At 66.8% G+C, this 21,596-nt stretch carries 19 protein-coding genes; 10 read left to right on the plus strand and 9 right to left on the minus strand.

Going from position 1 to position 21,596, the window contains the following annotated elements; translation table 11 throughout:
• Positions 1-109 precede the first annotated feature (109 nt).
• Both VX037_RS22135 and VX037_RS22140 read right to left on the minus strand, forming a co-directional pair.
• Positions 110-889 (minus strand): MerR family transcriptional regulator, encoded by a 780-nt coding sequence (locus VX037_RS22135; protein WP_235723389.1) that lies wholly within the window; start codon positions 887-889, stop codon positions 110-112.
• 78 nt (positions 890-967) lie between these two features.
• Positions 968-1,411, minus strand: a complete 444-nt coding sequence (locus VX037_RS22140) for a hypothetical protein (RefSeq protein ID WP_235723390.1) — start codon at positions 1,409-1,411, stop codon at positions 968-970.
• 144 nt (positions 1,412-1,555) lie between these two features.
• On the opposite strand from VX037_RS22140, the gene tgt reads away from it, so the two are divergent.
• The 4 genes from tgt (at position 1,556) to VX037_RS22160 (ending at position 6,311) form a co-directional block, all read left to right on the plus strand.
• A complete protein-coding gene (gene tgt, locus VX037_RS22145; RefSeq protein ID WP_328715901.1) occupies positions 1,556-2,806 on the plus strand; it encodes a tRNA guanosine(34) transglycosylase Tgt in 1,251 nt (416 codons plus the stop codon).
• Positions 2,807-3,042: 236 nt separating this feature from the next.
• The gene (locus VX037_RS22150; protein ID WP_235723391.1) at positions 3,043-3,732 is read left to right on the plus strand and encodes a GAF and ANTAR domain-containing protein; all 690 of its coding nucleotides are present in this window, start codon (positions 3,043-3,045) and stop codon (positions 3,730-3,732) included.
• 180 nt (positions 3,733-3,912) lie between these two features.
• Positions 3,913-5,304, plus strand: coding sequence for a hemolysin family protein (locus tag VX037_RS22155; protein WP_328715881.1), 1,392 nt, complete (start codon positions 3,913-3,915; stop codon positions 5,302-5,304).
• A complete protein-coding gene (locus VX037_RS22160; RefSeq protein ID WP_266063703.1) occupies positions 5,301-6,311 on the plus strand; it encodes a hemolysin family protein in 1,011 nt (336 codons plus the stop codon). The genes VX037_RS22155 and VX037_RS22160 overlap by 4 nt, the downstream gene beginning before the upstream one ends.
• 20 nt (positions 6,312-6,331) lie before the next feature.
• Here the strand turns inward: VX037_RS22160 and gluQRS are convergent, their stop codons facing one another.
• Positions 6,332-7,252: a tRNA glutamyl-Q(34) synthetase GluQRS gene (gluQRS, locus tag VX037_RS22165; protein WP_266063702.1), complete on the minus strand. Its 921-nt coding sequence runs from the start codon at positions 7,250-7,252 to the stop codon at positions 6,332-6,334.
• A gap of 248 nt (positions 7,253-7,500) precedes the next feature.
• On the opposite strand from gluQRS, the gene VX037_RS22170 reads away from it, so the two are divergent.
• Together VX037_RS22170 and VX037_RS22175 are read left to right on the plus strand one after the other, a co-directional pair.
• A complete protein-coding gene (locus VX037_RS22170) occupies positions 7,501-8,556 on the plus strand; it encodes an ATP-dependent DNA ligase (RefSeq protein WP_266063701.1) in 1,056 nt (351 codons plus the stop codon).
• Positions 8,557-8,558: 2 nt separating this feature from the next.
• Entirely contained in the window at positions 8,559-9,623 is a 1,065-nt protein-coding gene (locus VX037_RS22175) for a DNA polymerase domain-containing protein (RefSeq protein ID WP_266063700.1), read from the plus strand.
• A 343-nt stretch (positions 9,624-9,966) separates the two neighbouring features.
• Here the strand turns inward: VX037_RS22175 and VX037_RS22180 are convergent, their stop codons facing one another.
• Entirely contained in the window at positions 9,967-10,593 is a 627-nt protein-coding gene (locus VX037_RS22180; RefSeq protein ID WP_266063699.1) for an SRPBCC family protein, read from the minus strand.
• Positions 10,594-10,749: 156 nt separating this feature from the next.
• Here VX037_RS22180 and VX037_RS22185 point away from each other — a divergent pair, with 156 nt between their 5' ends.
• Positions 10,750-12,756 carry an aconitate hydratase gene (locus VX037_RS22185; protein ID WP_328715882.1) on the plus strand — a complete coding sequence of 669 codons (2,007 nt, stop codon included), beginning with the start codon at positions 10,750-10,752 and terminating at the stop codon, positions 12,754-12,756.
• Between the two features lie 14 nt (positions 12,757-12,770).
• Here VX037_RS22185 and VX037_RS22190 read toward each other — a convergent pair whose 3' ends face one another.
• Both VX037_RS22190 and VX037_RS22195 read right to left on the minus strand, forming a co-directional pair.
• Entirely contained in the window at positions 12,771-13,709 is a 939-nt protein-coding gene (locus VX037_RS22190; RefSeq protein ID WP_287016361.1) for an NADP-dependent oxidoreductase, read from the minus strand.
• Between the two features lie 123 nt (positions 13,710-13,832).
• Positions 13,833-14,441, minus strand: coding sequence for a helix-turn-helix transcriptional regulator (locus VX037_RS22195; RefSeq protein ID WP_266063696.1), 609 nt, complete (start codon positions 14,439-14,441; stop codon positions 13,833-13,835).
• Between the two features lie 184 nt (positions 14,442-14,625).
• On the opposite strand from VX037_RS22195, the gene VX037_RS22200 reads away from it, so the two are divergent.
• Entirely contained in the window at positions 14,626-15,354 is a 729-nt protein-coding gene (locus VX037_RS22200; RefSeq protein WP_287016366.1) for a response regulator, read from the plus strand.
• Here VX037_RS22200 and VX037_RS22205 read toward each other — a convergent pair whose 3' ends face one another.
• From VX037_RS22205 to VX037_RS22215, 3 genes are all read right to left on the minus strand, one after another.
• Positions 15,355-16,335, minus strand: coding sequence for a phosphatase PAP2 family protein (locus VX037_RS22205; RefSeq protein ID WP_235723402.1), 981 nt, complete (start codon positions 16,333-16,335; stop codon positions 15,355-15,357).
• Positions 16,336-16,474: 139 nt separating this feature from the next.
• Entirely contained in the window at positions 16,475-17,563 is a 1,089-nt protein-coding gene (locus tag VX037_RS22210; RefSeq protein WP_235723403.1) for an inositol-3-phosphate synthase, read from the minus strand.
• Positions 17,556-18,263, minus strand: coding sequence for a PadR family transcriptional regulator (locus VX037_RS22215; RefSeq protein ID WP_287016360.1), 708 nt, complete (start codon positions 18,261-18,263; stop codon positions 17,556-17,558). Before VX037_RS22215 ends, VX037_RS22210 begins: the two co-directional genes overlap by 8 nt.
• A 369-nt stretch (positions 18,264-18,632) precedes the next feature.
• On the opposite strand from VX037_RS22215, the gene VX037_RS22220 reads away from it, so the two are divergent.
• Together VX037_RS22220 and VX037_RS22225 are read left to right on the plus strand one after the other, a co-directional pair.
• Complete coding sequence (locus VX037_RS22220; protein WP_235723405.1) at positions 18,633-19,022, plus strand: DUF5318 family protein; 390 nt, start codon at positions 18,633-18,635, stop codon at positions 19,020-19,022.
• Between the two features lie 229 nt (positions 19,023-19,251).
• Positions 19,252-21,588 carry a transglycosylase domain-containing protein gene (locus tag VX037_RS22225; protein WP_328715884.1) on the plus strand — a complete coding sequence of 779 codons (2,337 nt, stop codon included), beginning with the start codon at positions 19,252-19,254 and terminating at the stop codon, positions 21,586-21,588.
• Positions 21,589-21,596 lie beyond the last annotated feature (8 nt).

Raw genomic sequence — 21,596 nt, forward strand, 5'->3', positions numbered from 1 at the left:
TGCTCACCCAGCAGCAGCCACCAACACCAAGTCTGACCCAAACTCACGACCAGACCCAGTAGCTCCCATTAGTAGCCTGCGAGCCGCCAGGCGAGCACGCGTATCGAGATCACTGCCCGTCGGCGTTGGCGACGATGACATCGTGCACGTACTGCGCCAAACCCTCGGCGCGCTCGTCGTAGTGTGCCGTGAACCGGGGGTCGGCGAGGTACATCTGCGCCAGGTTCACCTGCATCTCATGTCCGCAGTCGTAGAACCGGTTGATCGACGCCCGGTGGGCCTCGGCGAGTGCGTTGGCCTCCGGTGTCCCCGGCATCACGCCGGCACGCATCGCCTCGGCCAACCGCTCCTCGAGGGCGTCGGTCTGCGCCTTCACCGCCTGCCAGTCGCCTTTCGAGAACCCGGCGGTGCGCTCCTGGCTCTGCCGCCACGCGTCGGAGTCACCCCAGCGTTCTTCTGCTTCGGCGGCGTAGTCCTCGCCCGGCCAGTCGTCGCCGAAGATCTCGGCTTGTTCGGCAGCCGTCAATTGGATGCCGTCGCGCTTCGCATTCATCATGTCCTCCACAGCGGCGACCATCCGACGTAACCGATCGATCCGGTCGGTCAGCAATTCGTGCTGATCACGCAGATGCGCCAGCGCATCGACCGACGGATCGTCGAGCAGGGTCGCGATCTGCTCCAGCGAGAACCCGAGCTGACGGTAGGTCAGTACCCGGTGCAGTCGTTCGACATCGGCATCGTCGTAGACCCGATATCCGGCACCGGTGCGTCCCGACGGCACCACCAGACCGATGTGGTCGTAGTGATGCAAGGTGCGCACGCTGATCCCGACGAGCCGTGCCACCGCGCCGACCGTGTACTCGTGTTCCGCATCGTTCACACCGGACACTGTTGCGCCTCACGTTGCGTCAGGGTCAAGGGCGTCAGGTCATGAGCGCCACAATCCAGGGCGGCCGGCCCCGTTGGATCAGGGCGCGAAGTCGATCTCGTCGTCGTCATCGGTGGTGGCGTCGTTGTCGCGTTCACACTTCGCGAGGACTCCGGCGTCGTCCGACGGGCCGCATTCCCACCCGTCGACCATCTGGTCGCGTCCCGTCGCGATCATCGGTCCGTACTGCGCCGCCAGGGCCATGGCCTCCTCACAGGAGACGGTCCCGTCGGTGATCAGTACGCGCAGTGCGCCATCGGGGCCGGACGTGGTGCCGCATTCGCGATCGTCGGTCGGCTGCGCCTGCGTGGTGTCGCTGGTAGGCCGCGGACTCGGACCGGCCACCACCGGCGCCGACGGGTTCTCGCTGAGGGTGGCGGTGGTCGTCTGGACCGCCTGCTCCTCGGTTCCGCAAGCGGTGGCGAACGCACAGAGGGCCAGAGCGCAGAAACCGAGAGACAACCGTGTGACGATTCGCGACATGGATTCACCGTAACGAATCGCATGCCGCGTATCCGACCGAGCGACGGCCCACGCGTCGGCGCAACCGGACCCAACACGTGTCCCCCGTCGAACGTCGGGTTTTGTGTGGTGGTGTCCAACTGCGAGAATTCGCCGGTGAGCTCCATGTCTCTGTCCCCCGACCACTCGTTCTCCGTCGGGACCTCTCTGCCCGGGACGATGGGCCGCACCGGCGTCATCGACACCCCGCACGGCCGCATCCGCACGCCGGCCTTCGTGCCGGTCGGCACCAAGGCCACCGTCAAGACGGTGCTGCCCGAGGCGGTGGGCGAACTCGGCGCGCAGGCGGTGCTCGCCAACGCCTATCACCTTTATCTACAGCCCGGGCCGGACATCATCGACGAGGCCGGCGGGCTCGGTGCATTCATGAACTGGCCCGGCCCCACCTACACCGACAGCGGTGGATTCCAGGTGATGTCGCTGGGCGCCGGATTCAAGAAGGTCATCTCGATGGATGTCACCGGGGAGCAGAACGACGAGATCACCGCCGAGGGTCGCGAACGTCTGTCGCTGGTCGACGACGACGGCGTCACCTTCAAATCGCACCTGGACGGGTCCGCGCACCGGTTCACCCCGGAGGTCTCGATGCAGATCCAGCATCAGCTGGGCGCCGACATCATCTTCGCCTTCGACGAACTGACCACTCTGATGAATACGCGCGTTTACCAGGAGAACTCGTTGGAGCGTACCCGGCTGTGGGCGATCCGATGCCTGGCCGAACACAACCGGCTGTCCCGGGAACGCACCCACCGTCCGGCGCAGTCGCTGTGGGGGGTCATTCAGGGTGCGCAGTACGAGGACCTGCGCCGCAAGGCCGCCCGCGACCTGGTCACCATGAGTGCGATGGATCAGGCCGACGGTGGACGCGGCTTCGGCGGCTACGGCATCGGCGGGGCGCTGGAGAAGGACAATCTGGGCACCATCGTCGGCTGGGTCAACCAGGAACTGCCGGAGGACACCGCGAAGCACCTGCTCGGCATCAGCGAACCCGACGACATCTTCACCGCCATCGAGAACGGTGCCGACACCTTCGACTGTGTCTCACCCACCCGGGTGGCGCGCAACGGCGCCATCTACTCCCTCGACGGGCGCTACAACATCACCAATGCCAAGTACCGCAGGGATTTCCGATCCCTCGATCCCGAGATCGACAACTACACCAGCCAGTACAGCCGGGCCTATCTGCATCACCTGTTCAAGGCGAAGGAGGGGCTGGCCGCGACGCTGGCCACGCTGCACAACGTCTCGTTCATCGTGACGATGGTCGACCGCGCGCGCCAGGCCATCGAGGACGGCACCTACCCGGAGTACCGAGACGAGTTCCTGGCGCGCTACTACGCGGGAACCGGCAGCTGACTGCAGCCGCGCGTTTGACCGTTCGCAGCTGCGGGTAGCCGCCAACCAAGCCCGGGCGGGCGCCGCGGAGTTCGCCGAGGGCCAGGTCCCCGGGGTTCGGAATCTGTAGCCCCGGGGACCGCTCTGATGGCGGGCGCCCGCCGCCGCCTGCGGCCTACTACGGTGGACACCGGGCCGCCGTCGACGATCGTGTCGCCCGGGGGCCCGGGGCGTCGTGGGACCGGAGGAGATGACAGATGAGTGTCCATCAGGCGATCGCCGACCTATCACGCACGATGCACGCAATCCCCGAGACCGACCGCGCGGCAAGTGACGAGGTGATCGAGGCCATCACCGCCGGTGCTGTCGAGCACGTGGCGGGCACCGATCACGCAGGCGTCCTGCTCGTCGACCCGAAGGCCCGCGAGTACGAGACCATCGCCCCGACCGACGAGATCATGGTCCACCTCGATCTTCTGCAGAAAGAGACCGGACAGGGCCCCTGTGTGGAAGCCGCATGGCAGCACCACATGGTCCGGGTCGACGACATCGCCGCCGATCCGCGTTGGCCCGAGTTGTCGGCGCGCACCGTGGCCGAGACGCCGGCCCGATCCAGCCTGTCGTTCCAGCTGTTCACCCATCACGCCACCATCGGTGCACTGAACCTGTTCTCCGACCGGGTCAACGCTTTCGACGACGACTCCGTCGAGGTGGGTCTGGTCTACGCCACCCATGCGTCGCTGGCGCTGTATCGGGCCCGTCAGCAGGGCGACTTCCGCAGCGCGTTGGCCAGCCGTGATCTGATCGGTCAGGCCAAGGGGATGTTGATGGAGCGCTTCACCATCGACGCGGTGGCTGCCTTCGAGTTGCTGCGGCGTCTGTCGCAGGATACGAACACACCGCTCGTCGAGGTCGCGCGACAGGTGACCGAAGCCACACCGGACTAGCGGGAACCCGACTGCCGTAACATTCGTTGCGCACTTGTGAGGACAGTGCGTACACCGCACCCTCCCCGCCCCGACCGCCAGTGAGAAAGACCCGATGAGACGCGCCAAGCGCCCCCGTCCGAAACGCAAGAAACCTCGAAGACCCGGCTCGCCGAAGCCTGAACCGACGGCGGTGGCCACATGTTGACCGTCCTCGGAATCATCGTCGGAATCCTGGTCGTCGTCCTCATCACCGCCCTGACCGGCTACTTCGTCGCGCAGGAGTTCGGCTTCATGGCCGTCGACCGGTCGCGGTTGCAGGCTCGCGCCGAGGCCGGCGACGCAGCCGCGGCCCGTGCATTGACCGTCACCCGGCGCACCTCGTTCATGCTCTCCGGAGCCCAACTCGGCATCACCGTCACCGGACTGCTCGTCGGCTACGTGGCCGAACCGCTCATCGGCAGCGGCGTCGGGGAACTACTCGGCGACGTCGGGGTCCCGGTTGCGGTCGGGGTCACCCTCGGCACGGTCATCGCGATCGGCTTCTCCACCGTGGTGCAGATGGTGTTCGGTGAGCTGTTCCCGAAGAACCTCGCGATCGCGCGGCCCGAGCCCGTCGCGCGGTGGTTGGCTCGGTCCACCACCATCTACCTGGCCGTTTTCGGCTGGCTGATCAGCCTATTCGACACCGCGTCGAACCTGCTGCTGCGGGCACTGCGGATCGAACCGGTGCACGACGTCGAGCATTCGGCCACCCCGCGCGACCTCGAACACATCGTCGCCGAATCCCGCGACGCGGGCGAGCTGCCCGCGGAACTGTCGGCGCTGCTCGATCGAGTGCTCGACTTTCCCACCCGAACCGCTGAGCACGCGATGATCCCGCGGACGCGCGTGGATGTGGTGCGCGCGACCGATCCGGCCGCCGAGGTGCTCGCCGCGATGAGCGCCGGGCACACGCGTTACCCCGTCGTCGACGATCGTGCCGACGTGACCGGGGTCGTCCACCTCCACGACCTGCTCGTCTGGTCGGATGGTGACGCGACCCCCGAGGCCGACGCGGGGGACTCCACCGCGGCCGATCTCGCTCGGCCCGCAGTGATCGTGCCGGTATCGCTGCCGCTGCCCGAGGTGCTAGCCCAAATCGACGCCGCTCACGACGAGTTGGCGGTGGTCATCGACGAGTACGGCGGATTCGCCGGTGTGGTGACCGTCGAGGACATCGCCGAGGAATTGGTCGGCGAGATCGACGACGAACACGACTCCGATGTAGCGCGACCGATCGCACGTGTCGACGAGGGCTGGCGGGTTCGCGGCGACGCGCACCTCGACGAGGTGTCCCGCGTGATCGGCCGTGACCTGCCCGAAGGTGACCATGAAACCGTCGCCGGACTGGTCATCGCCGAGTTCGGCGGCCTGCCCGCCATCGGCGACGTGGTCGAGGTGGACCTGGTCGGTGACCCGGTGTTGCTCGACGAGGACGATCTGCGGCCCGCCACCGCCACGATGACCGTGCTGTCGGTGGGACGGCATGTGCCGTCGTCGGTGCTGCTCACCATTCCCGACGACGCCACCGCCGAGGAGGGTGCACGATGAGCAATCCGTGGGTTGTTCTACTGGTCACCATCGCGTTGATCGCGGCGAGCGCCTTCTTCGTCGCCGTCGAGTTCGCGCTCATCGCCGCCCGCCGGCACCGGTTGGAAGACGCGGCCGCCGACAGCCGCTCGGCCCGCGCCGCGCTGCGCAGCGCCTCGGAACTGTCGGTGCTGCTGGCGGGTTCGCAACTGGGTATCACCGTGTGCACGCTAGCGCTCGGCGCCGTGACCAAGCCGGCCGTGCACCATTGGCTCACGCCGCTGTTCGAGACATGGGGTATGCCGACGTGGTCCGCCGACGTCGCCGGGTTCGTCCTCGCGTTGATCGCGGTCACGTTCCTGCACCTCGTCGTCGGTGAGATGGCGCCGAAGTCGTGGGCGATCGCGCATCCGGAACGGTCGGCGACGTTGCTGGCTCTGCCGATGCGGGCTTTCATGTGGGTCACCCGACCGCTCATCGTGCGGCTGAATGTGCTGGCCAACTGGTGTCTGCACCGGGTGGGTGTGGAGGCCGTCGACGAGGTCGCCGCCGGGCAGGACGCTGATGCCCTGCGTCATCTCGTCGAACACTCCGCCACCGTCGGCACCCTCGACGAGCGCTATCACGCGCACCTGTCCGGGGCGCTGGAACTGCAGCGGCTCACCGTCGCCGACGTGCTGGCCGGCGCCGTGGTGAGCTCAGTGGAGTCGACCGCATCGCCCGCGGCGATCCGCGCGACGTCGAGGTCGACGGGACATCGACGACTACTCGTGCAGGGCGACGCCACCGGCGCCGACCGGTATGTGGGCGTCGTCCACGTCCGGGACTGCCTGTCGGCAGCCCCCGAGGCCACCGCAGCGGATCTGATGCGTCCGGTCCAGACGTTCGCGGCGACCGAGCCCGTGCACCGGGCACTGGCCACGATGCGTGAAACGCGGCAGCATCTGGCCATCGTGGTGGCCGACGACGACGTGGCCGGTGTGCTCACGTTGCACGACGTGCTGGATCGGCTGCTCGCGACCGCCTGACCGGTGGGGAGTCGGCGGGGTCAGCGCCACTCGGCGTCGGTCAGGATCCACGGCTCTTTCGGCAGGGCGTCGGGCTGGAAACGCTCGGCCAGCGCGGCCAGGTCCACCGACTCGCCGTCCTCGGCGAGCCACAGTGACTGCGCGATGTGTGAGAGCACCTGCGCGGCGGACACGCCGTTTTCGGCCAGATCGGTCAGGGTCACCGCGCCGTCGCGTTTGCTGAGGCGAATGCGGTTGTCGTTGAGCACCATCGGAACGTGGGCGTAGGTGGGTTGCCGATGCCCCAGCAGCGCGGCCAGGTAAGCCTGACGCGGTGCCGACGACAGCAGGTCGCCACCGCGTACCACCTGGTCGACGCCCTGCGCAGCGTCGTCGACCACCACCGCGAGATTGTAGGCGGGGGTGCCGTCGTTACGTTGGATCACGAAGTCGTCGACCATCGCCGTGTAGGGCCCGTGCAGGATGTCGTCGACGGTGAAATGGTCGACGTCGGCGCGGATTCGGATGGCCGGCGGACGTGAACGGCGCCGATCGGCGCGTTCGGCCTCGGTGAGGTCGCGGCAGGTGCCCGGGTAGGCGCCTTGTGGGGCATGCGGCGCCGACGGTGCCTCCAGGATCTCGCGCCGCGTGCAGAAGCACTCGAAGGTGCGGCCCTGGTCGCGCAGCCCGTCGATGACCGAACGGTATGACGCCAGTCGATGCGACTGGTAGATCACCGGCGGGTCCCAATCCAGGCCCAGCGCTGCGAGGTCGGCCAGTTGCCCGCGATCGGAGCCCACCGCGGTGCGGTCGAGATCTTCCATCCGGATGAAGAACGCCCGGTCGGTGGTGCGGGCGAACAGCCAGGCCAGCACTGCGGTGCGCAGATTACCCACGTGCAGATCACCCGACGGGGACGGCGCATACCGCCCCGCCGGCATCGCGGTTCCTCCCAGGTCCATCGCCGATCACCCTACCGACCGGCTGGCGACGCCGGATTTCGATACGCCACTCACTCTGTTCGCGGCTACTCAATCCGCGAGTTGTCCAGCGAGCGTTGTTGGCGTGAGTCCGTCCTCCGAACCGGCGCTGGCCGAGGTGGTGGTGTGTGTCGGTGGTTGAGTAGGTCGGAGGCGCTGGCCGAGACCGTATCGAAACCACGCAACCAACACCGTCTTCCCACACCTTCCCGGCCCGTACCATGTGACCCGTGGACCTCCCGGTTATGCCACCTATCGCGCCGATGCTCGCCAAGGCCGTCACCGCGGTGCCCGACCAGCCCGGCGACGACCCTGTGTGGTCGTATGAACCCAAGTGGGATGGCTTTCGGGCGTTGATCTTTCGCGACGGCGACGAAGTGTCGATCGGATCGCGTGGCGGTAAGGATCTGGCGCGCTACTTTCCCGAGCTCGTCAGTGCGGCCAAGGCCGAACTGCCCGAGAAAGCCGTGGTGGACGGAGAGATCGGCGTCCCGGCGCTGATCGGCGACACCCATCGCCTGGACTGGGACTCCCTGGCCCAACGTATTCATCCCGCCGAGTCGCGGGTCACCATGCTCGCCGAGAAAACGCCCGCGATCTTCATCGGCTTCGATGCGTTGGCGTTGGGGCCGGCGGACGTGATGGGTGAGCCCTTCGGAGTGCGGCGCGAAGCATTGTTGCGGGCCATCGCCCCATCTGGTGGCGCCGACCGTCGACTCCACGTCAGCCGGGTGACCGGCGATCCTGCCGTCGCGACCAACTGGTTCACCGCATTCGAGGGCGCCGGACTCGACGGTGTCGTCGCCAAACGACTCGCCGGCGCCTACGTCGAGAACAAGCGCGAGATGGTGAAGGTCAAGCACAAGCGCACCGCCGACTGTGTCGTGTTCGGCTACCGCGTGCACAAGAGCGGTACCGGTCTGGGGTCCATGTTGTTGGGGCTCTACGCCGGCGGCGAGCTGCGGATGGTCGGTGGGGCCGGCGCCTTCTCCGATGCCAAACGCATCGAGCTACAACAGATGTTCGAACCGATGCGTCTGGACCCCGACAAGCCGTCGGCCGGTGAACCGACCCGCTGGCGTTCGGAGAAATCAGGCGAGTGGATTCCCATCCGGCCCGAGCTGGTGGTCGAGGTGGCCTACGACCAGATGGAGAATCATCGGTTCCGGCACACCGTGAAATTCCTGCGCTGGCGGCCGGATAGAGATCCGGAGAGCTGCACCTACGACCAGCTCGACGTGCCGCTGACCTACGACCTGCACGACGTGCTGGAAGGAACGTCCTAGACATGCCTTCTCGTTCTCCTGCCGAGGAACTCGACGTCGACGGTGTGGCCGTCCGGATGAGCAACCCGGACAAGATCTATTTCCCTGAACTCGGCGAGAACGGCGGCCGCAAAAGGGATCTGGTGGGCTACTATCGCGACATCGCTCTGCAAGGTGCCATCATGACTGCCGTGCACGACCGTCCGACCTTCCTGCAGCGATTTCCCGACGGTGTCGACGGCGACGAGATCTACCAGAAGCACATCGCCAAGAAGAGGCCCGAACACGTCCAGTCGACCCGAATCGTGTTCCCCTCCGGCCGAACCGGTGACGCAATCAAGCCGACCATCCCGGCCGACATCGTGTGGGGCGCCAATCTCGGCACGGTCACCTTCCACACCTGGCCGACCGTCGACCCGGACAACGATCATCCCGACCAGCTCCGGATCGACCTCGACCCACAGCCGGGCACCGACTTCGACGACGTGCGCCGCGTCGCGATCGAAGGTCTGAAACCGCTCCTGGAAGATATGGGCTACACGGGATTTCCGAAGACCTCTGGCGGCCGCGGTATCCACGTGTTCGTTCCCATCGAACCCAAGTGGGATTTCATCGCCACCCGGCGCGCAGTGATCGCGCTGGCCCGCGAGCTCGAGCGGCGCGACCCCGACGCGGTGACCACGTCGTGGTGGAAAGAGGAACGCGGGGAACGCATCTTCATCGACTTCAACCAGAATGCCCGCGATCGCACGATGGCCTCACCCTATTCGGCGCGGCGCAGCCACAACGCCCGGGTGTCCACGCCAGTGACCTGGGACGAACTCGCCGATGTGAACCCGGACGACTGCACTATCGCCACCGTCCCGGATCTGGTTGCGCGCCGTGGAGACCCGATGTCCGACATCGCCGCGCACCGCCGGGGCATCGAGCCGCTGCTGGAGATGGTGCAGCGCGACGACGCCAACGGTCTCGGCGACATGCCTTATCCGCCAAGCTATCCGAAGATGCCGGGGGAACCGCCGCGGGTGCAGCCGAGCAAGAAGGTCGCCGCGCACTGGGACGAGAAAGGCAACCGGGTTGAGGACTGATCTTCCCGCTGCCCGAGTAGGTCGGCTGCCCGAGTGAGCCCTTTCCGCTGCCCGAGTAGGTCGGCTGCCCGAGTGAGCCCTTTCCGCTGGTCGAGTAGGTGCGAGCCGCTAGGCGAGCACTGTATCGAGACCACCTACGGCATGCGGGGTCTCGATACGCGACTCACTTCGTTCGCTGCTACTCGACCAGCGGTGGCCGGGTGTTGATTGTTCCGCTGGCCGCCACATCGAGACCACCTACGGCACAAGGCGTCTCGATACGCGACTCACTCCGTTCGCTGCTACTCGACCAGCGGTGGCCGGGTGTTGATTGTTCCGCTGGACCGCCACGTCGAGACCTCCGTCAGGTGACGTGCACCCCGGTGCCCGCCAACCTCTCCGCCCGATCCCTGATCCCGTGCAGCATCTTGCGTTCCATGATCAACGAACCCGGTTCCATCGGCAGCATGCCGAGACGGTCGACCAGCCGAGGCAGCCGGAAGCGGTTGCGGCTGATCAGCCGGGTGGTGCCGTCGTGCCGATCGGCCAGGGTGAACGCCCACACCCAGTTGCCGTCGGCCGAGCGCGTCGCGAACGCGTGATCTGGCTCGGCGATCTCGATGCGCATCGTGTTGGGGCCCAGTCCGATCTCGTCGCCGATCTGCGGGTGCTGGAAGTCGTCGAGCACGTTGTCGGCGCTGTGCATGTGCAGGCCGAGAAGGTTCTCGATCCAGTCGTAGGTGTAGGCGCCACCTCGGGGGTCCGGGCCCATCTGCGCCAGCCACGGGTACACGTACTCGGGACGGGCCAGGATGGTGATGGCCCTGGTCGACACCCCGTCGGGGTCGGGCAGTAGCTCATCGCCGGGCAACGCGGCGTTGACCTCGTCGTCGGTGGCGCCCCAGTTCAGGATCGGCTGCCTCAGCACACGTTGATAGCCCACCGCGGCGGCAGCCAGCGCACCAGCGGCGAACATCCATGCGGTGTTCATATCTTCAGCGTGCGCCGACGACCAGGGCGGTGTCGTGGGCCAAAAGGCACCACTTCCGGAGTGTCGAATCGGCGTGTTCTGGGTAAGCCTGCTGTGGAGTCATACCCCAATGAGACGGCCGAACAAGACCGCCCAGTCGTGTCGGAGGAGCACATCATGCCCGAGAACGTCGCCCGTAAGCTCATCGCAGCACATCTGGAAGCCGGCGAGATGACTCCCGGCGAGGAGATCGCGCTGCGCATCGACCAGACGCTGACCCAGGACGCCACCGGCACGCTGGTGATGCAGGAACTCGAGGCGCTCGGGCTGGACCGGGCCCGGACCGAGGCAAGCGTCCAGTATGTCGATCACAACCTGTTGCAGACCGACGAGAAGAACGCCGAAGACCACGAGTATCTGCGGACGGCATGCGCCCGCTTCGGGCTCTGGTTCTCCAAACCCGGCAACGGTGTCTCCCACCCCACCCACATGCAGCGCTTCGGGATACCCGGGAAGACCATGGTCGGCTCCGACTCGCATACCCCCGCTGCCGGATCGCTGGGGATGCTCGCGATCGGCGTCGGTGGGTTGGAGGTTGCCCTCGCGATCGCCGGTCGCCCGCTTAACATCCGGATGCCGGAGATCTGGGGTATCCGCCTGGAAGGTGAACTACCCGAGTGGTGTTCGGCCAAGGACGTCATCCTGGAGATGCTGCGACGCCACGACGTCAAAGGTGGCGTGAACCGGATCATCGAGTACCACGGACCGGGCCTCGACGGGCTCACCGCGATGGATCGGCACGTCATCGCGAACATGGGCGCCGAATTAGGCGCCACCACAACGGTGTTCCCGAGTGACGCCGCAGTGCGGGAGTTCCTGGCGGCCGAGGGCCGCGAAGACGACTGGTCCGAACTCGTCGCCGATCCGGGCTCGACCTACGACATCGAGGAGACCATCGACCTCGGCGACATCGAACCGCTGATCGCCAAGCCGTCGTCGCCGGGCAACGTGGTGCAGGTCCGCGAGGTGGCCGGCGAGGAGATCTCTCAGGTCGTCATCGGGTCCAGCGCCAACCCCGGGCTGCGGGACTTTGCGATCGCCGCCGCGATGGTGGCCGGGCGGCAGACTGCGCCCGAGGTCAGTTTCGACGTCAACCCCACGTCGCGGGAGATCCTCACCGACCTCACACAGATGGGCGCCACCGCCGAACTCGTCATCGGTGGTGCCCGCATCCATCAGGCCGGCTGTATGGGCTGTATCGGGATGGGGCAGGCCCCCGCGACGGGACGGAGCTCGTTGCGCACCATGCCACGCAACTTCCCGGGGCGTTCAGGTACCAAGGAGGACGCGGTGTGGCTGTGTTCCCCCGAGACGGCGGCGGCCTCCGCGCTGACCGGGGCGATCACCGACCCACGGGACTGGGCGGCCGACGTGAAGATGGCCTATCCGAAGCTCGATCTGCCGAAGCAGCATTCGATCAACACGGCAATGCTGGTGGCGCCCCCGCCGCCCGACGAAGCGGAGAAGATCCAACCGGTCAAGGGCCCCAACATCTCCAGCCTGCCCGAACTGGACCCCCTGCCCGACGACGTCGAGGCACCGGTACTGCTCAAGGTGGGTGACAACATCTCCACCGACGAGATCTCCCCGGCTGGCGCGCGTGCATTGCCGTTGCGGTCCAACATCCCCAAGCTCGCCGAGTTCAGCTTCACCCAGGTCGATGAGACCTATCCCGAGCGTGCCCGTCAGGCCGATGGCGGTCACGTCATCATCGGTGGGGAGAACTACGGTCAGGGATCCTCGCGGGAACATGCGGCCATCGCGCCGCGACATCTCGGTCTGCGCGTGGTGATCGCCAAGTCGTTCGCACGCATCCACTGGCAGAACCTGGCGAACTTCGGGGTCTTGGCCTTGGAGTTCGACAACCCGGCTGACTACGACGACATCGACCGGGACGATGTGCTGCGTCTGGGCGGCCTGCGCGAAGCGATCGATTCCGCCGACACGCTCACCGTACGAAACTCCACCAAGGATCAGACGTTCACCGTCCGGCATCGTCTCTCGCGTCGCCAGGTGTCCGATGTCCTTGCGGGTGGACTGATCCCGCGGCTGGCGGCCGAAGAGCATCCCGACGACCATCGGGCCGAGGAGACCGTCCTGCAGGACAGTGGCGAGATCAGCTGACCCGCCATGCTTGGTCAGGGAAGCAAAGCGATCTTGCCGCCGGGATGGCCACCTGCGACCACTTCGAGCGCGGTCGGGGCGTCGGCGAGTGGATAGGTTCGTGCCATCGGCACCACCAGTTCGCCGCGGGCCGCGAGGCGGATCAGCTCGGGCCGCACCGTGTTCCGGAACGCGAGGCTCTCCGGCTGCGTCCCACCCAGGGCGATGAATCCGTCGGCCCGGGCGCGTTGTGGTGCCGCGATGGTGATCACTCGCGATCGGTCGTCGACGAGCTCCAGTGAGGAATCGACGGCCTCGTCGGTACCCGCCGCGTCGAGGGCGGCGACCACGGGCTGTGGGGTGATGGCGCGTATCCGATCGGCCAACCCGGGGCCGTAGCGGACCGGTATCCCGCCGAACGCCCGTACGCGCTCGGCGCTCGCTGGGGAGACAGTGCCGATCACCGTGACTCCGTGGAGTCGGGCGAATTGGAGGACGGTGACGCCGACGGCGCCCGACGCCGCGTGCAGCAAGACGGTGTCGTCGCGCTCGATGCGTGCCGCGCGAAGCATGTCTGCGGCGGTGCACCCGGCGAGCAACAGGTTGGCGGCCTCCGGGAAGTCGAGGGTCTCCGGTTTCGCGAACACCGTCGACGCGGGCACGGTCAGTGCCGTCGCGTAGCCACCGCGCACCCGGAAGGCGAGCACTTCGTCGCCGACGGCGCCACCGCCGGAGGCGATCTCGGTGTCCGGGCCGATCGCGGCGATGGTGCCGGCGACCTCGTAACCGATCGGCAGCGGTAGATCCGCCGGATCTACGACCCGCTGCGCGTGCTTCAGGTCGGCCGGGTTCACCCCGGCCGCCCGCACCTCGATGGTGACCTCACCGACGCTCGGTGGCGCAAGTTCGTCGGCGATGAACTCGAAGTCGTCGAGCCCACCGAAGCCATTCGCCACCCATCGATGTGTGCGCATGTCGTCAGGCTAGTGGCTGTTCCGGCCGCACCCGCGGGTTCCGGCTTGGAGGCGAAACTGCGGCCAGAACCTGCAGCTGCGGCCAGAACCGTCCGGCGCGACCAGAACCGCCCGGCGCGCGTTTCAGACGGCGAGTTGGGCAGGTTGGACCCAGCCGTCAGCCATGAACTGCAGCAGGAGCTGCGCCTTGTTGCCGACCGGACGGCCGGCCTCGGTGTAGCGCTGCGACACGCGGCGATAGTGCGCGCGTACCGTGCTCTCGGCGACATAGTGGGTATGCGACGTCTCGCGCAACGTCGCACCCAGGGCGTAGGTGGTGAGGATCTCCAGCTCGCGGTCGGTGACGTTGACGCGACTGCGCAGGCTCGGTGTGCGGCGCGCGGTCTGCTCGAGGAGGTTTTCGAGCTGACGGGCCGCCAACGGCGTGTTGGCGATGGTGATCCCGGGCGCATCTCGGATGTCGGTGCCGATCGCGGCGATCAGGCAGTTGCGCATTCCGCGTCGCGCGCGGAATCGGGCCAGCTTGTCGGCGGACCGGACAATGGCGATCGTCGGCGGCAGCAGATCGGCGGCGACGTCCACGTCGATGATGACCGCGTGGTAGCCGAGACCTTCCACGAGCGCGGCGAGCGCCGCATCGGTGAGGTCACGCTCGGCGACGATCGCGACGGTGGCCGGACTGGGCAACGGGTAGAGCGGCACGCGTAGGTCGCGGTCCATCTGTGCGGTCATGTGTTCCCCTGCGGTGGAGGTGGATCAGATGAATCCACTGTCACCGACCACACCGACAGAATCAGCTGTTGTTGTGACCAGTTCCGCGGAGTTCGGGTGCTCTTGTCACCCAAACGGTTGCTCTTGATGCCAGATCGCGCATGACTTGCTGATCGAAGGCTAAATTGCGCACGTGGGTAGTCAAATGCGCATTCTCATCGCGTCGCCGCTGGGGCATGTCGTCGCCAAGCCGCTGGAATCGTCGTTCGATGACGTGGTGGTGACGGTGGCGGCCGACCAGGACGAGTTCGTGCACGGCGTCGCCAGGCGAGTCCGGTTCGACGTGGTGGCCGCCGACCTCATCTGGAATCGGCCGACGATGGAATGGATGTTCGACGGGCTCGACGCCATCGACGCACTACGTCACGCCGATCGCCTGGCGCCGGTGCTGCTGGCCACCCAGGGGCACAGTATGGAACGCGATCACCTCGAAGAGGCGCGGCTGCGTCCGGAGGTGTCAGGGGTGATCGCCAAGTCCGACGGGCTGATGCCGTTGATGAACGCGATCCGCACCGTCGCCCTCGGGCAGCGGTTGCCCACGGCACAGCCGATGGGCCGTCGCATGCCGCCGCTGTACGAGTTGTTCGTCGGGCGCCGTGGGCACACCGCCGGCAGACTCGCGGGCGCCATCGCTTCCGGCAGCGCCACCGACACGGCGAGCCTCGCGGCCGCGGCCAAGGTGTCGCCCAACACGGCCAACAAGCTGACCAGTCACTATCTCGGCCCGATCATCACCCAGCGTGGCGAACACGACGAGCGCCTGCCGCTGTCGCAGGCGGCGGTGTATCGCTGGTGCGGACTACACGCCCGCTACATCGTGAGTTGGTGCCGCCGGCACGGGCATTCGGACGTTCTCGGCGGGCTCCGGCGCTGATCAGCTGCCGGCGTCGTCGCGGGCCACGGGTCCGTCGCCGATCGTCACCCGCTGCAGCGTCCACCAGAAGATCAGTGCGGTTGCGATCGATCCGGCCGCGGAACCGACGAGCGCGCCGAGGAAATACCGGTACTCAGCCGCGGCATCGATCGATCCGGCGAGCCAGGTGACCACCCAGAGCCCGGCGCCGGCGGCCGTGGCCACCACGAACAGCACCGACCAGAAGACAACGACCGCGCGCTGGCCGATCGGACGCCCAGGTGAGTTGGCGGGGGTGATCCGCAGATATCCCAGCCGCACACCGATCACACATACGAGGCAGGCGATCGCGAGGGCCACTGCGTCGGCGGCGAGGGTGTCGGAGAAGCGATGCCATTTCGCGGTGATCGTGTAGGCGCCGACGCCGATCGCCCACGGCATCACCACCAACGCCACGAGTGCCCGTAGCCGGAACGGCGTCACCAGCAGCACGCCGAAGAGGATGGTCATCGCCGCGGTGGTGTGCCCACTGGGCAGGCTGTTCTGCAGGTATTGCGGGTAGGCGTCGATGAGTTCGGGCCGTGACAGGACATAGCTCTTGAGGATCTGCGTCACGACCTGCCCGGCGACGATGATGACCAGTGCGGCCAGACCGACCCAGGACCGGCGGCGGATCACGGCGAACACCAGCAGCGCGAGCATGGCGATCACCATCGAGGTGATGGTGATGGTGCCCAGTACCGAGTCGGCCTGCACCGTCATGGCCCGCCCGGCCTGATCCGCGCCGCGCAGGGCGGCGTTCTCGATGGTCTGGCCGGTCACCGTCCGTACGGCGAGTACATACGTCGCGATGCCGGCCGCGATGGCGAGGACACCGACCGCGACCCAGCGAAGAACCGTGTGCGGAGGCCGTGTCGGGGCCACGTCGGTGGCGATGGCGATTTCGTCCGTTGAGTCCTCCGCCGAGTTATCCGCCGAGTCCTCAGTCGAGCCGTCCAGCAAGTCCGTGCCTCCCAGGGTGCGGTCTTCAGTTTCGCACGGGACGATGACGCAGAACGTCCCCGGCAGCAGTGTTCGACGGGATGTAGCCGTCGAACCCGCTGCCGGGGACGTCTCGGTCGGTGAACCGGGCGAGTGCCGGTCAGCCCTGGATGAACTCCTCGAGCTGTGCGCGCGCGACGTCGTCGGCGAGCTGCTGCGGCGGGGACTTCATCAGGTAGGACGAGGCGGGCAGGATCGGGCCGCCGATACCGCGGTCCTTGGCGATCTTGGCGGCGCGAACGGCGTCGATGATGATGCCGGCCGAGTTGGGGGAGTCCCACACCTCGAGCTTGTACTCCAGGTTCAGCGGCACGTCACCGAAGGCGCGGCCTTCGAGGCGGACGTAGGCCCACTTGCGGTCGTCGAGCCACTCGACGTGGTCGGACGGGCCGATGTGGACGTTCTTGTCCTCGACCTTGCCGGCCAGCGCGCCGGTCAGGTTGGAGGTCACGGCCTGCGTCTTCGACACCTTCTTGGACTCCAGACGCTCGCGCTCGAGCATGTTCTTGAAGTCCATGTTGCCGCCGACATTGAGCTGATAGGTGCGGTCGAGCGTGACACCGCGATCCTCGAACAGCTTGGCCATCACGCGGTGGGTGATGGTGGCGCCGACCTGGCTCTTGATGTCGTCGCCGACGATCGGGACACCGGCGTCGGTGAACTTCTGCGCCCACTCGGGGTCCGACGCGATGAACACCGGCAGGGCGTTGACGAATGCGACGTTCGCGTCGATGGCGCACTGGGCGTAGAACTTGTCGGCCTGATCCGAGCCGACCGGCAGATAAGACACCAGGACGTCGACCTCGGCGTCCTTCAGGGCCTGCACCACGTCGACACCGTCGCCGTCGGCCTCGGTGATGGTCTCGCGGTAGTACTTGCCCAGACCGTCGAGGGTCTGGCCGCGCTGCACGGTGACGCCGGTCGGCGGCACGTCGGCGATCTTGATGGTGTTGTTCTCGCTCGCGAAGATCGCATCGGACAGGTCGAAGCCGACCTTCTTGGCGTCGACATCGAACGCGGCGACGAACTCGACGTCGCGCACGTGGTAGCCACCGAACTTCACGTGCATCAGGCCGGGGACGGTGGAGTTCTCGTCGGCGTCCTTGTAGTACTGCACGCCTTGAACCAAGGATGAAGCGCAGTTTCCTACGCCCACAATGGCCACGCGCACCTTATTGGGCTCACCCATGGTCGGGTTCTCCTTCTGATCGCGGCGTCGCAGCTCGCTGCGTCACCGGTGTTTTTTCTTCGTGGGTTTCTCTTCGCCCCCTGCCGCGGGACGGCTCTGAGCCCGCGACATGGAAGTCGGTATCGGCGGTGTCGACCAGCGGATCCCGGCCGGGATCGGTCAGATCGTCGCCGTCGTGATCGCCGGAGGCCTCGGCGGCGATCAGTTCGTTGAGCCAGCGCACCTCGCGTTCGCTGGATTCGAGGCTGAGTTGATGCAGCTGACGGGTATAGCGGTCGACGGCGCGATTGGATCGCCCGACGATCTCGCGCAAACCTTCACGGCGTTCCTCCACCTGACGGCGACGGCCCTCCAGGATGCGCATTCTCGCGACCGCCGGTGTCCGGCTGAAGAACGCGAGGTGCACCCCGAACCCGTCGTCGGTGTAGTTCTGTGGACCGGTGTCGGCGACGAGTTCGCTGAAGCGTTCGCGGCCCTTGTCGGTGAGCTGGTACACCCGCCGACCGCGTCGCACCTTGACGGCCGTCGGCGCGGTGGCCTCGTCGATCAGCCCATCGGCCTGCATCCGACGCAGCGTCGGATACAGCGAACCGTAGGAGAACGCCCGAAAGGCGCCGAGCAGCCCGGTCAGTCGTTTGCGCAGCTCATAGCCATGCATCGGGGCTTCGAGCAGCAATCCGAGAACTGCGAGCTCCAACATCGGTGCCCACTCCCTCCTCGTTTGATCGTCTGCCCTGGCCGACCGTCTGATCACGGTGCACCAACCGGCGAGGCGATGTGTTCGACAACTCTGACGCCACAACACCTCGCCGCGATGTGATTGACAATGTATCGCACCGATATATTCGTCGTCTACAGCGGGCCCGTCGTGACGCCCGCTCGTTCCTCGCGGGCTCCTGAGGGATCGGGGCAGGCGTGCGGCGGGTTGTTGTTCTGTTTACTGAGGAATCCCGGAGCTTGCCGAGGGATGTCACGAAGGGCGCCCAACCACCGCCGACACCACGACACGGTCGGATCGGGATGACGGTCACACCGACAGCCGTCGGAGCGACCACGTACCCTTGAACCCGTGCAACGCCAGATCGTCGACTACGCCCTGCAGCGCAGGTCGCGGCTGTCCGACGTCCATTCCGGACGGACCGCCGTGGCCGATGTCTGCGATGCGAGTCCGTATCTGCTCCGGGCCGCCAAATTCCACGGCCGCCCGTCGTCGACGCTGTGCCCGATCTGCCGAAAAGAGCAGGTCACCCTGGTGTCCTGGGTGTTCGGTGAGAAGTTGGGGCAGGTATCGGGGTCGGCGCGCACCAACGACGAGATCGCCCGACTCGACACCACCGCCGAGGAGTTCTCGGTGCATGTGGTCGAGGTGTGCCGCACCTGTAGCTGGAACCATTTGGTGCAGTCCTACGTTGCAGGCTTGCCGCCGCGTTCGTCGCGTTCGCGTCGGGTCGCCAAGTAGCTCGGGCGCAGCGCGCTGCAGGTGTGCGCAGCTGTCGGCGCCGGTCTCGCAGCCCAGCCGCGGGAGATGGAACTTTGCCCGAACGCCGATCGTAGGTCACAGTGGGATAACGAGCGGGGGCATCGGGCCGGTGGACATCGGGATGACGGACTGGGTGACCAGTTGAATGACGGAGACAGATAGTGAGTAGCGCTGACACGGTCGTGCGCGCGGATCGGATGGTTGGACAATGAGTACTCGCGGTACATCGCCCGCCGGCGGTGGACGTACGTCTCGTCCCTCAGCCGACGACACACGCCGCAAACGGCAGAAATGGCTGGCCATCGGCCTCGGGGCGTTCGGCGCACTCGTGCCGGCGGTCGCCCTGATCGGCATCGTGGCGTTCATGCTCACCTACGTCGGCGCGTCGGTGCCGGCACCTGGCGACATCAAGCAGAACCAGGTCGCCACCATCCTCACCTCCAACGGCAAGACCATTGCGCGCGTCGTCCCAGAGGAGGGCAACCGTACCGACGTCAAGATCGAGGACATCCCCAAATCGGTGCAGGACGCCGTGATCGCCGCCGAGGACCGCGAATTCGCGAGCAACTCCGGCTTCTCCATACGGGGTCTGTCGCGAGCCGCGATCGGCCAGGTCACCGGGAACGGCGGACAGGCCGGCGGTGGGTCGACGATCACCCAGCAGTACGTCAAGAACGCACTCGTCGGCGACGAGCACAGCTATGAGCGCAAGTTCAAGGAACTCGCGATCGCCACCAAGATGTCGAACGAGTGGTCCAAGGACGACATCATGGCCGCCTACCTCAACACCATCTATTTCGGCCGGGGCGCCTACGGTGTGGCCGCCGCTTCGCAGGCCTACTTCCACAAGGACCTGAGCAAGATCACGACCGAAGAGGCCGCGGTGCTCGCGGCCGCGATCCGGTCGCCCTCCTACTACGATCCGGAGATCAACCCGGAGGCCGCGCAAGCGCGGTGGAACTACGTGCTCGACGGCATGGTCAGCACCGGCGCACTCACGCCCACCGATCGCGCGGGAATGCAGTACCCGAAGGTGCCGGCGGCACGCGCCCAGAGCGACGACACCCCGGGCGCCAACGGGCTGATCAAGCGCCGGGTGCTTGCCGAACTCGGTGAACTCAACATCTCTGAGCAGCAGGTCCGCACCGAAGGCCTCAAGATCACCACCACCATCGACCCGCAGGTGCAGCGTTCGGTGGTGTCGGCGGCCAACGGCAAACTCGAGGGCGAGCCGAACAAGTTGCGTACCTCGGTGGTGTCGATCGATCCGCGCACCGGCGGCGTCAAGGGCTACTTCGGCGGCAACGACGCCACCGGCTGGGATTACGCACAGGCGGGACTGCAGACCGGGTCGTCGTTCAAGGTGTTCGCCCTGGTGGCGGCCCTCGAACAGGACATCCCGCTGTCCAAGACGTACAGTTCGGCGCCCTACTCTGCGCCGGGTGGGTTGACCGTGGAGAACTCCGACGGGGAGAGCTGCGGATCCTGCAACCTCGCGACCGCGATGAAGATGTCGCTGAACACGGTTTACTACCGACTGATGATGGATCTCGACGGTCAGGCCCGGGCGGTCGCCGACGCCGCGCACAAGGCAGGCGTTGCCGAGAGCTTCGGCACCATCGAACACACGCTGCAGGAAGCCAACGGTGGCGTCGAGGGTGGCGTGGTGTTGGGTCAGTACCCGTCGCGTGTGCTCGACATGGCCTCGGCGTACGCCACGCTCGCCGCGTCGGGTGTGTACCGCGAGCCGTACTTCGTGCAGAAGGTGGAGACCTCCGATGGGGAGGTGCTCTTCGATCGCCAGCCCAACAAGGGTGAGCGCGTCTTCGATGCGAAGGTGGCCGACAATGTGAGCGCGGCACTCGAGCCGATCGCCTCCTACTCCAACGGGCACGCGTTGTCGGACCCGAGCCTGGGGTCGCGGCCGTCGGCAGCCAAGACCGGTACCGCGCAGCTCGGCGACACCGGACAGAACAAGGACGCCTGGATGGTCGGCTACACGCCGCAGCTGTCCACCGCGGTGTGGGTCGGTACCGACGAGGGCACTGCGATCACCAACTACGCCGGCTCGTCGATCTACGGCAGCATGCTGCCCTCGGACATCTGGCAGGCCGCGATGAACGGCGCCCTGGAGGGCAAACCCATCCAGGATTTCCCGGAGCCCGAGGCGGTCGGCGGTCAGGCAGGTGTGCCCTACGAGCCGCCGCCGGTGACCTACGACCAGGATGCGCCGCAAACCCAGTCGCCCGGCGACCAGGGTCCGTCCCGCCGGTTCCCCGGCAACGGCGACGGCAACCTGACTCTGGCGCCCGGTGTCACGATCCCGTTGCCGGGCAACGCGGAACGCGGAGGGGGCAACTCGGGCAACTCGGGTGGCGGCAATTCGGGTGGCAACTCCGGCGGTGACTCGGGTGGCAACTCAGGCGGCAACTCGGGCGGCGGTGACGACTACACCGGTGGTGGAAACGGTGGTGGGGGTACCACCGGAGGAGGCTACGAGGACGGCTTCGGCGGTGACATCCCGGAACCCCCGCCGCTGAACTGAGTCGACAC

It is taken from the genome of Gordonia sp. Z-3 (assembly GCF_036233855.1).
GTDB lineage: Bacteria > Actinomycetota > Actinomycetes > Mycobacteriales > Mycobacteriaceae > Gordonia > Gordonia tangerina.